The 15,316-nt window shown below is 58.8% G+C and carries 15 protein-coding genes; 13 read left to right on the forward strand and 2 right to left on the reverse strand.

The genetic code is table 11. From position 1 onward, the window contains the following. Positions 1–151: 151 nt before the first annotated feature. The gene (locus ACFZPT_RS26320; RefSeq protein WP_099312995.1) at positions 152–1,372 is read right to left on the reverse strand and encodes a CaiB/BaiF CoA-transferase family protein; all 1,221 of its coding nucleotides are present in this window, start codon (positions 1,370–1,372) and stop codon (positions 152–154) included. A 13-nt stretch (positions 1,373–1,385) separates the two neighbouring features. Beyond that, positions 1,386–2,567: an acyl-CoA dehydrogenase gene (locus ACFZPT_RS26325; RefSeq protein WP_010207882.1), complete on the reverse strand. Its 1,182-nt coding sequence runs from the start codon at positions 2,565–2,567 to the stop codon at positions 1,386–1,388. A 158-nt stretch (positions 2,568–2,725) separates the two neighbouring features. On the opposite strand from ACFZPT_RS26325, the gene ACFZPT_RS26330 reads away from it, so the two are divergent. The 13 genes from ACFZPT_RS26330 (at position 2,726) to ACFZPT_RS26390 (ending at position 15,205) form a co-directional block, all read left to right on the forward strand. Then, positions 2,726–3,625 carry a LysR family transcriptional regulator gene (locus ACFZPT_RS26330; RefSeq protein ID WP_034101755.1) on the forward strand — a complete coding sequence of 300 codons (900 nt, stop codon included), beginning with the start codon at positions 2,726–2,728 and terminating at the stop codon, positions 3,623–3,625. Between the two features lie 451 nt (positions 3,626–4,076). Then, positions 4,077–5,198: a Re/Si-specific NAD(P)(+) transhydrogenase subunit alpha gene (locus tag ACFZPT_RS26335; RefSeq protein ID WP_034136374.1), complete on the forward strand. Its 1,122-nt coding sequence runs from the start codon at positions 4,077–4,079 to the stop codon at positions 5,196–5,198. 15 nt (positions 5,199–5,213) lie between these two features. Next, positions 5,214–5,534 carry an NAD(P) transhydrogenase subunit alpha gene (locus ACFZPT_RS26340; RefSeq protein WP_034101753.1) on the forward strand — a complete coding sequence of 107 codons (321 nt, stop codon included), beginning with the start codon at positions 5,214–5,216 and terminating at the stop codon, positions 5,532–5,534. Next, a complete protein-coding gene (locus tag ACFZPT_RS26345; protein ID WP_379555937.1) occupies positions 5,534–6,970 on the forward strand; it encodes an NAD(P)(+) transhydrogenase (Re/Si-specific) subunit beta in 1,437 nt (478 codons plus the stop codon). The genes ACFZPT_RS26340 and ACFZPT_RS26345 overlap by 1 nt, the downstream gene beginning before the upstream one ends. Before the next feature lie 179 nt (positions 6,971–7,149). Next, positions 7,150–8,643: an acetyl-CoA hydrolase/transferase family protein gene (locus tag ACFZPT_RS26350; protein WP_099312994.1), complete on the forward strand. Its 1,494-nt coding sequence runs from the start codon at positions 7,150–7,152 to the stop codon at positions 8,641–8,643. Positions 8,644–8,960: 317 nt separating this feature from the next. Continuing rightward, entirely contained in the window at positions 8,961–9,173 is a 213-nt protein-coding gene (locus ACFZPT_RS26355; RefSeq protein WP_034101749.1) for a DUF1127 domain-containing protein, read from the forward strand. Positions 9,174–9,433: 260 nt separating this feature from the next. Continuing rightward, positions 9,434–9,619: a DUF1127 domain-containing protein gene (locus ACFZPT_RS26360; protein ID WP_034101748.1), complete on the forward strand. Its 186-nt coding sequence runs from the start codon at positions 9,434–9,436 to the stop codon at positions 9,617–9,619. A gap of 133 nt (positions 9,620–9,752) precedes the next feature. Further along, entirely contained in the window at positions 9,753–10,073 is a 321-nt protein-coding gene (locus ACFZPT_RS26365; protein ID WP_034101747.1) for a DUF2388 domain-containing protein, read from the forward strand. A gap of 103 nt (positions 10,074–10,176) precedes the next feature. Then, entirely contained in the window at positions 10,177–10,485 is a 309-nt protein-coding gene (locus ACFZPT_RS26370; protein ID WP_099312993.1) for a DUF2388 domain-containing protein, read from the forward strand. A gap of 26 nt (positions 10,486–10,511) precedes the next feature. Continuing rightward, positions 10,512–10,832 carry a DUF2388 domain-containing protein gene (locus tag ACFZPT_RS26375; RefSeq protein WP_034101745.1) on the forward strand — a complete coding sequence of 107 codons (321 nt, stop codon included), beginning with the start codon at positions 10,512–10,514 and terminating at the stop codon, positions 10,830–10,832. Beyond that, on the forward strand, positions 10,829–12,790 hold the full coding sequence (locus tag ACFZPT_RS26380; protein WP_034101744.1) for a DUF4105 domain-containing protein: 1,962 nt from the start codon (positions 10,829–10,831) through the stop codon (positions 12,788–12,790). Before ACFZPT_RS26375 ends, ACFZPT_RS26380 begins: the two co-directional genes overlap by 4 nt. A 276-nt stretch (positions 12,791–13,066) precedes the next feature. Next, positions 13,067–14,374, forward strand: a complete 1,308-nt coding sequence (locus ACFZPT_RS26385; RefSeq protein ID WP_034101743.1) for a CitMHS family transporter — start codon at positions 13,067–13,069, stop codon at positions 14,372–14,374. Between the two features lie 63 nt (positions 14,375–14,437). Continuing rightward, a complete protein-coding gene (locus ACFZPT_RS26390) occupies positions 14,438–15,205 on the forward strand; it encodes a TerC family protein (RefSeq protein WP_034101741.1) in 768 nt (255 codons plus the stop codon). Positions 15,206–15,316 lie beyond the last annotated feature (111 nt).

Genomic DNA, 15,316 nt, shown 5'->3' on the forward strand with positions numbered 1-15,316 from the left:
GTTTTCCGTTTCGACTGCGCCGGAAGTGGGGCGAATTATAGACTTCTGGAATCTGCCGTCAAGCGTTAATTTGCGTTCTCTATCAATTAGTTAAAGCTGGCTAAAAACCAACCAGCAGTATTGCTACAGCTATCTATATAGAAGGAAAGATTCAGATAACACCTGCCTCCTTTAAAGCAGCCACATGATCCGGCCCAATACCTAATACGCTCTGCAGCACCTGAACGGTATGCTCTCCTAATAAGGGAGGCGCACTACGGTACTCCACGGGTGTCTTGGATAAACGTATGGGACTGGCAACCTGAGGCACCTCCCCCGCCAGCGGATGGGGCAGTTGAATGGCCAATCCACGCGCCTTGACCTGCGGATCAGCAAACACCTGCGCCAAATCGTTGATCGGCCCGCACGGAACTCCGGCACTCTCCAACTGCGCCACCCACTCCGCCGTCGTTTTAAAGACAGTGGCCTGGCGAATCAACGGAATCAACTCGGCGCGATTGGCCACCCGCATCCCATTGGTAGAAAACCGCGGGTCATCCGCCCATTGCGGCTGCCCAGCCACTTGCGCAAATTTCCGGAACTGCCCGTCATTACCTACCGTCAGGATAAAGTCACCGTCGGCAGTAGGAAAGTCCTGGTAAGGCACAATATTCGGATGAGCATTACCCAGGCGCTTTGGCGCGATCCCAGTTGTCAGATAATTCATCGCCTGGTTAGCCAGGCAGGCGACCTGCACATCGAGCAACGCCATATCAATGTGCTGACCGCCACCATCATGATCACGATGGGCCAGGGCAGCCAGTATCGCGACAGTCGAGTAGAGCCCGGTGAGGATATCGGTTAACGCTACCCCCACCTTCACAGGCCCGGCTCCCTCGTCGCCTTCAGGCCGTCCGGTCAGACTCATGAGCCCACCCAGCCCCTGAATCATGAAATCGTAGCCCGCTCGCGCCGCATAGGGTCCTGTCTGGCCAAACCCTGTGATTGAGCAATAGATCAGTTCAGGATTGATCTCCTTGAGCGACTCATAATCCAGCCCATAAGCCGCCAGACCACCGACCTTGAAATTTTCGATCAGGATGTCGGACTTGGCCGCTAGGTCCCGTATGAGCTTTTGCCCCTCCGACCGAGTGAAATCGATCGTGACCGACTCTTTATTCCGATTGGCCGCCAGGTAGTACGCCGCCTCGCCGGTGCTCTCACCAAAAGCGTCCTTCAGAAAGGGGGGACCCCAGGCCCGCGTATCGTCACCACTTACCGGTCGCTCGACCTTGATCACCTCAGCCCCCAGGTCTGCAAGGATCTGTCCCGACCAAGGGCCGGCCAATACCCGCGAAAGATCCAGTACCCGCAAATGGGAAAGCGCGCCCATGCCCATACTCCTATTAATAGAAGGCCTGAAGCCCGGTTTGCGCGCGCCCTAATATCAAGGCATGCACGTCGTGAGTACCTTCGTAGGTGTTAACCACCTCAAGGTTCACCAAGTGACGCGCCACTCCGAATTCATCGGAAATGCCGTTGCCGCCCAACATGTCACGCGCCATCCGCGCAATATCCAACGACTTTCCGCATGAGTTGCGCTTCATGATCGACGTGATCTCAACTGCGGCCGTACCTTCGTCTTTCATACGCCCCAGACGCAGGCACCCCTGCAGTGCCAAGGTGATCTCAGTCTGCATATCAGCCAGCTTCTTCTGAATCAGCTGGGTGGCCGCCAGCGGTCGTCCAAACTGCTGACGATCCAATGTGTACTGGCGGGCGGTGTGCCAGCAGAACTCGGCAGCACCCAAAGCCCCCCAGGAGATGCCATAGCGCGCAGAGTTCAGGCAGGTGAAGGGCCCTTTCAAGCCGCGCACATCCGGGAAGATGTTTTCTTCCGGCACAAATACGTTATCCATAACGATCTCGCCGGTGATTGAGGCCCGCAGGCCAACCTTTCCGTGAATCGCCGGAGCACTCAGCCCCTTCCAGCCTTTTTCCAACACGAAGCCGCGGATATCACCGGCATCATCCTTGCCCCAGACGACAAACACATCCGCGATCGGGCTGTTGGTGATCCACATTTTGGCGCCCGTCAGGCTGTAGCCGCCTTCCACTTTGCGCGCACGTGTAATCATCGCGCCAGGGTCAGACCCGTGATTAGGCTCGGTCAGACCAAAGCAACCGATCCATTCGCCTGAGGCGAGTTTTGGTAGGTACTTCTGCTTCTGCGCCTCGGTACCGAACTCATTGATCGGTACCATCACAAGCGACGACTGCACACTCATCATCGAACGATAGCCGGAATCGACACGCTCCACTTCGCGCGCGATCAAGCCGTAACTCACGTAGTTCAACCCACTACCGCCGTACTGCTCGGGAATCATTGCGCCCAGCAGGCCGGTCTCACCCATCTCACGGAAAATTGCAGGATCAGTCTTCTCATGACGGAAGGCTTCAAGCACACGCGGCGCCAGTTTGTCCTGAGCGAACTGCTCAGCACTGTCGCGCACCATGCGCTCTTCTTCGGTGAGCTGTTGATCCAGAAGAAGCGGATCGATCCAGTTGAAGCTTGCCTTGCCAGCCATGAGTTAAGTCCTCGCAAAGAACAGTGGAAGTCGTGGAGCAAGCCTAGGCTGGGTAATCGCTCTGGGCAAACGAGGTTTAAGCATAAGGTTGTGCTAATTTCTCACTTCGAAACAGTTTTATGCCGTGAAATTTCGCTTTATGAGTGAGGACAAGGTACATGCGCAGAAAAATCCCCAGCACCACCGCCCTTGTCAGCTTCGAAGCGGCGGCCCGCCACGAGAGCTTCACCAAGGCCGCTCAGGAACTTTCCCTGACCCAAGGCGCCATCTGCCGACAGATTGCCAGCCTTGAAGAGTTCTTGAGCGTGGAACTGTTTCGCCGTTCGCGGCGCGGCGTGAAGCTAACAGAAGCGGGACTGTCATATAGCCGTCGGGTCGCTACGCAACTGGATGCGGTGGAACGCGACACCCTGTCCGTCATGGGCCAACAAGGCGCCAATGTGATTGAGCTGGCGGTGGTCCCGACATTCGGCACGCAGTGGCTGATTCCACGGCTCAAGGATTTCCAGCGCCAACACCCGGAAGTCACGGTGAACCTCACCAACCGTACGCGGCCGTTTCTATTTGCAGATACTGACTTTGACGCTGCGATCTATTTCGGAGATGCCGATTGGTCCGGCACCGAATCCCACCGCTTGATGGGAGAGAATCCGGTGCCAATCTGCAGCCCGCGCTTGCTGGGCAATCGCACTCACTTCAGCGCCCAGGAAATCGCAGAACTGCCGCTGCTGCAGCAAACCACTCGGCCCTATGCGTGGCGCCAGTGGTTCAACGCCAGGCAACTGAACGTTCCCCGCGACATGACAGGACCTCGTTACGAGCTATTCTCGATGCTGTCTCAGGCAGCCATGCACGATATGGGCATCGCGTTGATCCCACCGTTTTTGATCCAGCGAGAGTTGGATGAGCATCAATTGGTGATTGCGAGCCCAGAGCCGCTGACCAGCGCCAAGGCGTATTACCTGATGATTCCTGACAGAAAGGTCGAATCAGCGTCGCTGCACGCCTTCAGGGACTGGCTCATCGAGCAATCACAACGCTACAGCCCCAGTATTTAAAGGGTCGCTCAAATTACTGACTCTGTAGTCAGCTATTTATAAATCCTACAGATATACGTATATGTCGCATTTATGCAGACTGTATCTATCGACCGAGAATGCGCGCCAAAGCCATGATTATCATGGCTTACAGCGACCACGACGAGCCAATGCACGACTATTCACAACAACGATGACAAAAACCGCTAAAAATGCCTGAAACCCTTTAATCACTTGTATTTAAAGAGGTTATTTTAGTGAGTTGCGACAATCAGTCACAGGGTGACTTGTAGTTAATTTTTCGTCACCCGTCATAATCCCTTGAAGGCCGTAAAGTTCGCCTGCAAAATGCCGCGCCCCGCTGTCATTTCAGCGGGATCGTGCTGATCGGCCGCCCCAGTTGCGCCTCTCGCGGTGCACTGGCCTTTTTACAAAAAGATCAAAAGCAAAAAGATCATGCAGGAGATTTGACGTGCACATTGGTGTTCCTCTCGAAACCCAGACCGGTGAAACGCGGGTGGCTGCCACCCCGGAAACCATCAAGAAGCTGATCGGCCAGGGCCATAAGGTCACTGTACAAAGCGGAGCGGGCCTCAAGGCCAGCGTTGTCGACAGTGCTTATGAAGCGGCAGGTGCCACCCTTGGCAGCGCCAACGACGCATTTGGCGCCGAGCTGATCCTGAAGGTGGTCGCTCCCAGCGATAACGAGATGGCGCTGATTAAAAGCGGCACCGTGTTGGTGGGCATGCTCAATCCGTTCAGCAATGAAACTATCGCCAAATTGGCCGAGCGCGGCATCACCGCCTTCGCCCTGGAAGCCGCACCGCGCACCTCTCGGGCCCAAAGCCTCGACGTGCTGTCGTCCCAGGCCAACATTGCTGGCTATAAAGCCGTGCTGCTCGCCGCCCATCACTACCCACGCTTCATGCCTATGCTGATGACCGCCGCCGGCACCGTTAAAGCCGCGCGCGTATTGATCCTTGGCGCTGGCGTTGCGGGGCTGCAGGCGATCGCTACGGCGAAACGCCTGGGAGCTGTGATCGAAGCGTCTGACGTGCGCCCGGCCGTGAAGGAACAGATCGAATCCCTCGGTGCCAAGTTTGTCGACGTGCCCTACGAAACCGATGAAGAGCGCGAATGCGCCGTCGGTGTCGGCGGTTACGCCCGCCCGATGCCCACCAGCTGGATGCAGCGTCAGGCGCAGGCCGTGCACGAGCGCGCCAAACAAGCCGATATTGTTATCACCACTGCGTTGATACCCGGCCGCAAGGCACCGACGCTGCTAAGCGCCGACACTGTCGCGCAGATGAAGCCCGGCTCGGTGGTCATTGACCTCGCCGCCGCCCAAGGCGGTAACTGCCCGCTGACTGTGGCCGACCAGGTGGTGGTGGAAAACGGCGTGATCATCTGCGGCCCGACCAACCTCGCGGGCGCAGTTGCCGCCGACGCGTCGGCGCTGTATGCGCGCAACCTGCTGGACTTCCTGAAGCTGGTCTTCACCAAGGAAGGCCAATTTGAAATCAACCTCGAAGACGACATCGTCGCCGCGTGCCTGATGTGCCGCGACGGCCAAGTCATCCGCAAAAACGCTTAAGCAGGGATTCAGACGATGGAAGAGCTTATCTCCCCCGGTATCTACAACCTGATCATCTTTGTGCTGGCGATTTATGTCGGTTACCACGTGGTCTGGAACGTCACGCCCGCCCTGCACACGCCTTTGATGGCGGTGACCAACGCGATTTCCGCCATCGTGATCGTCGGCGCCATGCTCGCCGCCGCCCTCACCGTGACGCCGCTGGGCAAAACCATGGGCACCCTGGCCGTGGCCCTGGCTGCGGTCAACGTGTTCGGCGGCTTCCTGGTTACCCGCAGGATGCTGGAGATGTTCAAGAAGAAAGCCGCGAAAGTAAAAGAAGAGGCGCCGAAGTAATGAGCATGAATCTCGTCACGACGCTTTACCTGATCGCGTCGATCTGCTTCATCCAGGCACTCAAGGGCCTGTCGCACCCCACCACGTCGCGCCGCGGCAACCTGTTCGGCATGCTGGGCATGGCCCTGGCCGTGCTGACCACCGTGGGGCTCATCTATAAGCTCGGCGCTGAGCTGGCCACTGCCGGCATCCGCTATGTGATCGTCGGTCTGCTGATCGGCGGCACCGCCGGTTCGATCATGGCCAAGCGTGTAGAAATGACCAAGATGCCGGAGCTGGTGGCGTTCATGCACAGCATGATTGGCCTGGCCGCCGTGTTTATCGCCATCGCGGCGGTGGTCGAGCCGCAATCCCTGGGTATCGTCAAACACCTGGGCGATGCGATTCCTGCCGGTAACCGCCTGGAACTGTTCCTCGGCGCAGCCATCGGTGCCATCACGTTCTCCGGCTCGGTAATCGCGTTCGGCAAGCTGTCTGGCAAGTACAAGTTCCGCCTGTTTCAGGGCGCACCGGTACAGTTCGGCGGCCAGCACAAACTGAACCTGGTACTGGGCCTGACAACCCTGGGTCTGGGGCTGGCATTCATGTTCACCGGCAACCTCACCGCTTTCGCGCTGATGCTGGCTCTGGCGTTCGTATTGGGCGTGTTGATCATCATCCCGATCGGCGGTGCGGATATGCCGGTGGTGGTCTCGATGCTCAACAGCTATTCAGGCTGGGCGGCGGCCGGTATCGGTTTCTCGCTGAACAACTCGATGCTGATCATTGCCGGTTCGCTGGTGGGCTCCAGCGGCGCGATCCTGTCGTACATCATGTGCAAGGCGATGAACCGCTCCTTCTTTAATGTACTGCTCGGCGGCTTCGGCAATGCACCGGACGCGGGGGCGGCCGCTGGCTCAAAAGAAGCGCGCCCGGTGAAATCCGGTTCGGCCGACGATGCGACCTTCCTGCTGACCAACGCCGACACCGTGATCATCGTCCCAGGCTACGGCCTGGCAGTGGCGCGGGCGCAGCATGCGCTCAAAGAGTTGACCGAGAAGCTCACTCACCACGGCGTCACAGTGAAATACGCGATCCACCCGGTGGCCGGCCGTATGCCTGGACACATGAACGTGTTGCTCGCCGAGGCGGAGGTGCCTTACGACCAGGTGTTCGAGATGGAGGACATCAACTCCGAGTTCGGCCAGGCCGACGTGGTGCTGGTATTGGGCGCCAACGACGTGGTCAACCCGGCCGCCAAGAACGACCCGAACTCGCCAATCGCCGGTATGCCGATCCTGGAAGCCTTCAAGGCCAAGACCATCATCGTCAACAAGCGCTCAATGGCCAGCGGTTATGCCGGCCTGGATAACGAGCTGTTCTACCTGGACAAAACCATGATGGTCTTCGGCGACGCCAAGAAGGTCATCGAGGACATGGTCAAGGCCGTCGAATAACACTGCGCCAGCGCAATACCCTAAACCCCGGCCTGCAGTAGGCTGGGGTTTTTTATTGCGGGATGAATCCCGACCAAAGGCTCTAAATCGCTAGCTCGCATTCGACCATGGTAGCGGGCCGAATTTTTTTGAAATCACTACACTGCCCACCTTGCTTCCGTAGCCTGAGATAACAATTCATGTACCGTGATCGTATCCGCTTGCCTTCGCTGTTGAACAAGGTCATGAGCGCGGCTGACGCCGCCGCACTGATCGAAGACGGCATGACCGTCGGCATGAGTGGCTTCACCCGTGCCGGTGAAGCCAAGGCCGTCCCCCATGCCCTGGCCGAGCGCGCCAAGACTTCCCCGCTGAAAATCACGCTGATGACCGGCGCCAGCCTGGGCAATGACTTGGACAAGCAGCTGACCGAGGCCGGCGTATTGTCTCGACGCATGCCGTTCCAGGTCGACAGCACCTTGCGCAAGGCCATCAACGCAGGCGAGGTGATGTTCATCGATCAACACTTGTCGGAAACCGTCGAGCAACTGCGCAATAACCAGCTCAAGCTCCCGGACATTGCAGTGATCGAAGCGGTTGCTATCACCGAGCAGGGTCACATCGTGCCCACCACCTCCGTGGGTAACTCGGCCAGTTTCGCGATTTTCGCCAAGCAGGTGATCGTCGAGATCAACCTGGCGCACAACCCGAACCTGGAAGGGCTGCACGACATCTATATACCGACCTACCGGCCGACCCGCACACCGATTCCACTGGTGAAGGTAGATGACCGCATCGGCAGCACCGCAATCCCGATTCCGCCAGAGAAGATCGCCGCGATCGTCATCACCAACCAGGCCGACTCTGCGTCTACCGTAACCCCGCCTGACAATGACACCCAGAGCATCGCCAACCACTTGATCAATTTCCTCAGGCAAGAAGTGGACGCCGGGCGCATGACCAACAAACTCGGCCCGCTGCAGGCCGGGATCGGCAACATTGCCAACGCGGTAATGTGCGGTTTGATCGACTCGCCATTCGAAGACCTGACCATGTATTCGGAAGTACTGCAGGACTCGACATTTGACCTGATCGACGCCGGCAAGCTGAGCTTTGCCTCGGGCAGTTCGATCACCTTGTCGGAACGGCGCAACGCCGACGTGTTCGGCAACCTGGAACGCTACAAAGAGAAATTGGTGCTGCGCCCTCAGGAAATCTCCAACCACCCTGAAGTGGTGCGGCGCCTGGGCATTATCGGTATCAATACCGCTCTGGAGTTCGACATATACGGCAACGTCAACTCCACCCATGTGTGCGGCACGCGGATGATGAACGGCATCGGAGGTTCAGGCGACTTCGCGCGCAACGCGCATCTGGCGATCTTCGTGACCAAGTCGATCGCAAAAGGTGGCGCGATTTCCAGCGTGGTGCCAATGGTGAGCCATGTGGATCACACCGAACATGACGTGGACATCCTGGTGACCGAAGTCGGCCTGGCCGACCTGCGTGGCCTGGCGCCACGGGAAAGGGCGAGGGTGATCATCGATAACTGTGTACATCCCGCTTACCGCGATGCACTGAACACCTACTTCGAGACCGCGCGCGCTTTAGGCGGCCACACCCCGCACATCCTTCGCGAGGCACTGAGCTGGCACATCAACCTGGAAGAAACCGGGCATATGCTGAAGGCTTGATTCACACACCTCGGGGCTGAGGCAAGTACAGTTGCCTCAGCTCCTTAAGCAACCCGCCAAAATTTAAAAAACTGTACTGCTGTACCGGTCATTTCCTACCTCCTTTTCCTACTCAACCTCTGAAAAATGCCAATTTCGCACCATTTAGGTGCAGACAGGTACAGTTGCCCCATTTCCGTACCGTACAGCCTCATTAAACAGTTAACTGCCCCCTCACAATACAGGTGAACTGTATCTAGAGAGTCTTGCCCTGGAAGAGGATCATTGGCATCAGTTAAACCACTACCTAATCCCGCCACAAGCGGAAGGATGTCATCATGGAACGTACACTCAGTTCCGAACTGTTCTCCGAAAAAGCCGTCAACCACCAAGCCGCTCTGCCTCTGCGCGTTCTGGCCAACCTGATGCTGTGGCAGCGCCGCATCTCCAGCCGTCACCAACTGGCTCGTCTGGATTCTCGTCTGCTGGCTGATGCTGGTATCAGCGAAGCTCAACGCTACGAAGAGCTGAGCAAGCCGTTCTGGCGCTAATGAGCGCTCGCTGGCCCTGACCTGCTTAGGTCCACTGCCAGCAACCAGATTGAACAAAACAAAGCCCGCCCCGGGAAACCGGAGGCGGGCTTTGTCGTTTGGGGGATTCGATTTTTGGCGCTGAACAGAAGCGCTATATCTAGACCAGTACAGTTATAATTACAGAACACTTTAGCGGTACAATTTACCCGCGGTGTATCTGTATCGCTCGATATAGCCCGATCACTATGGTGCTTCAGACCTAATCGAAGGCACCTTCCATGAATAATCGAGACGCTCTGTATAAGCGGCTGACACGGCGTATCGTCGACGGCCTTGGCCGTTGGGCGCAGCGTGCTCACGGTAGGCGCCAGTTGGCTCAGCTTGATCCGCGAGACTTGGCCGATGCAGGCATCACGCAGGGTGATCGTATTGCCGAGCTGTCCAAGCCCTTCTGGCGTGACTAAGCAGTCAAGAAGCTATCCGAAGGCAGAAGTGGCGACTAATATCCAGCAACCGAGTGGCGAAGCACGGGGAGCAGGCGTCTGATCCCCAACGACTGTTCTGCACCACTTATCGTTCATTTAAAGGAGTCACACCATGTCCCGTCTTCGCTTGCTGAGTGCCGCTGCGCTATTGACCCTGGCTACCACTGCCAACGCGAGCAGCTTTATCGTGACCACCGACTCCATCGTTGGCGCCCTGAAAGCCACGTCCGACGCTACCTCCGATGCCACTTCGTCCCTACGTGACAACAAGGTCGTACGCGCCGCCCGTGACGACGCCGCCAGCTTTGTCGCCAGCGAAGGTGCAATTCGTGGTGTGAAGCTGGAAAGCGCCCTGGCTCAGATCCGCCAACAAGCTCCGCAATTGAACACCGCGACGGACGCACAATTGGCCCAAGCCATCCTGGCGATCTGAAACACCATGCAACGGGAGCCTCTGCCGCTCCCGGATGCCTTCGCACTGGCCCTTGCCGGGGCTTTGCGCTAGCCTTGCCGCTCGTTTTCAGTTGTCGAGTGCTATGGCTTTTTCATACCGTTTGCTCATCGTTCCTATGTTGTTTTCTGCCAGTTGGTCGCCCATTGCCTCTGCCTTTGACGTGACCATTCAGGGCACCGTCGCGAGCGCGTACGCCACCAGCAAAGTGACTTCCGCACCTTTCGACAGAAAAGTCGTCATGGCGGCCCAGGATGATGCCGCCGCTTTCATTGCCACTGACGGCCAGTGGCGGGGAGCACGGCTGGAATCGGCGCTGGATTACCTGCGCCACAGCCAGCCAAAACTTATCGCCAGCGACCTTGAACTGGCGAAAGCAATTCTCGTCCAATAATCACCTTTGTATTTCGGAGTCATTCCATGCGTAGCCCGCTGATCGTCGCCACCCTTGGCCTGCTGTTGTTGGCCGATGTTGCCCAGGCGCATACCCTGGTGGCCACCAGTAACATCATTGTGCGCGCCTCCGGTCGCACCATTGATTTCACCTCGGACACCACCACCTCCATCCGCGACTCCAAGGTCGTACGCGAAGCCCACGACGACGCCGCCAGTTTTGTCGCCACCAACGGCGAAATCCGTGGCGCGCAACTGGAGGCCGCCTTCGATACTCTTCGAACCCGCCTGCCTGAAGCACGCGATGCCAGCGATCAGACTCTCGCCGAAGCCATCCTCGCACTGTGAGGCGCCTCGCGGCCTGGCTCCTGGCCGGGACTGTGCTGCTATGCGCCAGCGCTGCCCAGGCCAGCCTGCAACTGCGGCTCAAGACCGAGGGCTTGAGCCCGGCTGAACAGCAGGCCAGCCAGGCATTGCTCGATGACGCGATGCGCTCATTGCCGCCGCGCTTTATCGAGCAACTGGACCGACGCATCGATGTCGGCTGGACCGACCAGATGCCTGCAAACGCTTACGGCCAAGCCTCCCTAGTGTCTGAGCTGGACCTCAACCGCAACCTGTTGGCCAGCCTGACCGACGGCAGCGCCGCCACGCATAAAACCAATCGCCCCCACGGCACCGTGCGCCGGGAAATGCTGGCCACGGTCCTGCATGAACTGACTCACATCTATGATCGCGCGCGCCTGTGGCCCGAAGACGAACGCAGGCTGATCCAGCGCTGCAGTCGCCAGAACAGCATCACCGGCGTGATCGGCCTGCCGGATCAGTGCCGTGGCCAGAACGACCGACGCTTCACCCTCAGCGATGACCCGCGATTGCTCGACCTCGCCGGCTGGCCACAATACGTCGGCAGGCGCGGCGAACGCGAACAACACAACCGCCAGGTGGTGCGCAGCCCTGACCTGTACGAAACCACCAGCCCGCTGGAATTCGTCGCGGTCAATATGGAGTACTTCCTCCTCGACCCGAGCTACGCTTGCCGGCGCCCGGCACTGTTCCGTTACTACCGCGATCACTTCGGCTGGGCCCCGCCCGAACAGGATGCCTGCGCCAAGACTTACGCGTTTCTCAATGCCGGCAACGATTTCGCCAAAACGCCGCTGGGTCATATCGATCCCGAGCGGGTGTACCAGATTGATTACTTGCTGGCCGAAGCCAACCAGAACCTGGTGAGCCGTTGGGGCCACAGCATGTTGCGTCTGGTGATCTGCGCCCCGGGCCGCCCGCGTGGGCCGGACTGTCGGCTGGATCTGGACCAGCACCTGGTGCTGTCCTACCGCGCTTTCGTCGGTGACGTGCAACTGTCGAGCTGGGACGGTCTGGTGGGCAAGTACCCGTCACGGCTGTTCGTATTGCCGCTGGCGCAGGTGATCGATGAATACACCAAGACCGAACTGCGCGGCCTGGCCTCCGTCCCGCTGAAACTCACGCGCCGGGAGATCAACGAAACCGTCGAGCACGCCGCCGAAATGCACTGGAGCTACGACGGCAACTATTTCTTCCTGTCCAATAACTGTGCCGTGGAAAGCCTGAAACTGTTGCGCAGCGGCAGCGCCAACCCGCAGCTGACCGGCCTGGACAACATCACACCCAATGGTTTGCTGGAAGTACTGCAGGCTCGCGGTCTGGCCGATACCAGCGTGCTGGACGACAAACGTGAAGCGCTGCGCCTGGGGTATCACTTCGACTCCTTCCGCGAACGCTACCAGGCCATGTTCGACGTGCTGCGCAAACATCTGCCGATCAAACAGACTCAGGTTGAAGACTGGCTCTCCCTCAGCGCCGAGCAACGTCGCGTGTGGTTCAACCAGGCCGATCTGCGCACCAGTGCGGCGTTGCTGCTGTTGGAACAGGCGAGCTTCCGTAAACAGCTGATGCTGGCCCAGGATGAGGTCAAGCAGCGTTACCTCGGCGCCCGCGAGTTGAAAAACGGCGGCATGGAGAAAGCCAACGCTACGTTGCAACAGATCCTTGCCAACAGCGGCTTTCTCAGCCGCCCGGCTGAACTGCTGGGCAGTGGCGGCTACGGTCTGCCGCAACCGTCGGAAGCCACGCGCCTGGAGTCGGAAAGTGCCGAGCGCCAGAAGCAGTTGCAGTCGCTGACCGGCGAGTTGGACAAAGAGGTGAGGGCGCTGCTGGATCCGTCCCGTGCCGCCGAGATTGCAGCCTGTGAAGCCAACCTCAAGCAGGTCGGTGAACATCTGCGCAGTCTGCACAAGGCAGCGGGCGGCCTCGAACTGCCCTGAAGCCACCGCGATAGTTGACATGCGTTCCCCTGAAGACCGCGCATCTTCCCACTAACAACTGTTTTGCCAGCGAAAGCTGGCTGAAAGCTTACGCGTCTAGGATCGCCCCCAACTGCCGGCAACAGACCGGCTGTACACAACAACAATGGTGATCCCCGATGTCCGTCCGTACCCGCCTGTTCGCTCCAACTCCATCCGTAAGCCTCGTGACTGTCGTTCTGCGCTGAACCGTTCCGGTTCGCCATTCCCTAGCCGCGCTACGCCTGGAGTATTCCTATGCTGACTTTCCTTGGCTTTGCCATGGTCATCACGTTCATGTTCCTGATCATGACCAAGCGCTTGTCCGCGCTGATCGCCTTGATCATTGTGCCGATCCTGTTCGCGCTGTTCGGCGGCTTCGCGCCGAAGATCGGCCCGATGATGCTCGAAGGCATCACCAAGCTCGCGCCGACCGGCGTGATGCTGATGTTCGCCATCCTCTACTTTGCCTTGATGATCGACTCCGGCCTGTTCGACCCGGCCGTGCGCAAGATCCTCAAGATGGTCAAGGGCGACCCGCTGAAAGTCTCGGTCGGCACCGCGGTGCTGGCCCTGGTGGTGTCCCTCGACGGTGACGGCGCCACCACGTACATGATCTGCGTAGCCGCCATGCTGCCGCTGTACCAGCGCATCGGCATGAGCCCGCGGATCATGGCCGGCCTGATCATCCTCGCCGGTGGCGTGATGAACATGACCCCCTGGGGTGGCCCCACCGCCCGCGCCGCCAGTGCGCTGCATGTGGACCCGTCGGATATTTTCGTACCCATGATCCCCGCCATGGCCGCCGGCGTGGTGGCGATCCTGGTGATCGCTTACATGTACGGCAAGCGCGAACGTGCGCGCTTGGGTGAACTGCACCTGCAAGGCGACGAAATCGACCACAGCGAGATCAGTGTGTCGCAGTACCCGGACGCTCGCCGTCCGAAGCTGATCTGGTTCAACGGCGCCCTGACCCTGGCGCTGATGTGCACTCTGATTGCAGGTCTGTTGCCGCTGCCGGTGCTGTTCATGGTGGCGTTCAGCATCGCGATGATCGTCAACTACCCGTGCCTGCAACAACAAAAAGACCGCGTAGCCGCTCACGCCGGCAGCGTGCTGGCGGTGGTGGGGCTGATCTTCGCGGCGGGCATTTTCACCGGCATTCTGTCGGGTACCGGCATGGTCGATGCTATGTCCAAGAGCCTGCTGGCGGTCATCCCTGAAGCGTTGGGCCCGTACCTGGCGGTGATCACCGCGCTGGTGAGCATGCCGTTCACGTTCTTCATGTCCAACGACGCGTTCTACTATGGCGTACTGCCAGTACTCGCCGAAGCCGCCAGCCACTATGGCATTACCGCCGTGGAAATGGCCCGCGCTTCCATCGTTGGTCAGCCCGTGCACTTGCTCAGCCCGTTGGTCCCCTCGACCTACCTGCTGGTGGCCCTGGCCGGTATCGAATTTGGCGACCACCAGCGCTTTACGTTGAAGTGGGCAGTGCTGGTGTGCCTGTGCATAATGTTCGCCGCCTTGCTGATGGGGATTTTTCCGCTGTTCAGCACTCTATAACCGTACAACCCACTGCGCCGGTTCCAGACCGGCGCGGTTCAACACTTGCGCAAAGGAATACACATGGAATGGCTGACCAATCCGGAGATCTGGATTGCCTTCTTCACCCTGACGGCCCTCGAGATCGTCCTGGGCATCGATAACATCATCATGATTTCGATCCTGGTCAGCCGCATGCCCAAGCACATGCAAGCGCGCACCCGGATTTTCGGCCTGGCGCTGGCAATGGTCACGCGCATCATGCTGCTGCTGTCGATCACTTGGGTGATGCAATTGACCGCCGACCTGTTCGTGGTCCTCGGCCAGGGCATTTCCGGTCGCGACCTGATTCTGTTCTTCGGTGGCCTGTTCCTGCTGTGGAAAAGCTCCCAGGAGATGTACCACGCGCTGGAAGGCGAAGACGAAACCCACGAGGAGCCCAAGGGCGCCGGTGGCAAGTTCATCTACACCATCATCCAGATCGCGATCATCGACATCGTGTTCTCCCTGGACTCGGTGATCACTGCGGTCGGCATGGTGTCCCATGTGCCGGTCATGGTCGCCGCGATCGTCGTCGCCGTACTGGTGATGATGCTGGCGGCCGGCAAGATCAGCGAGTTCATCGATAAGCACCCGTCATTGAAAATGCTCGCGCTGTCGTTCCTGCTGGTGGTGGGTACCGTGCTGATCGCCGAATCCTTCGATGTGCATGTGCCGAAGGGTTACGTCTACTTCGCCATGGCGTTCTCGTTGGCGGTGGAAGCGGTAAACATCAAGATGCGCACCGCCATCGCGAAAAAGAAAAAGCAGCAGGATCCGGTGAAACTGCGCAAGGACATTCCGGGTCAGTAAACCCGAGCCTGAACAAAAACGGGGCCTTCGCGCCTAATGCCAGTCAGTTAAGCCTTCTCGCTTGACCTTTGGCCGCAAGAAATCAAAATCCGATGCCTATACTGGCATCGG

The organism is Pseudomonas sp. MD330_10, from assembly GCF_042610415.1.
In the GTDB taxonomy this organism is placed as follows: domain Bacteria; phylum Pseudomonadota; class Gammaproteobacteria; order Pseudomonadales; family Pseudomonadaceae; genus Aquipseudomonas; species Aquipseudomonas rhodesiae.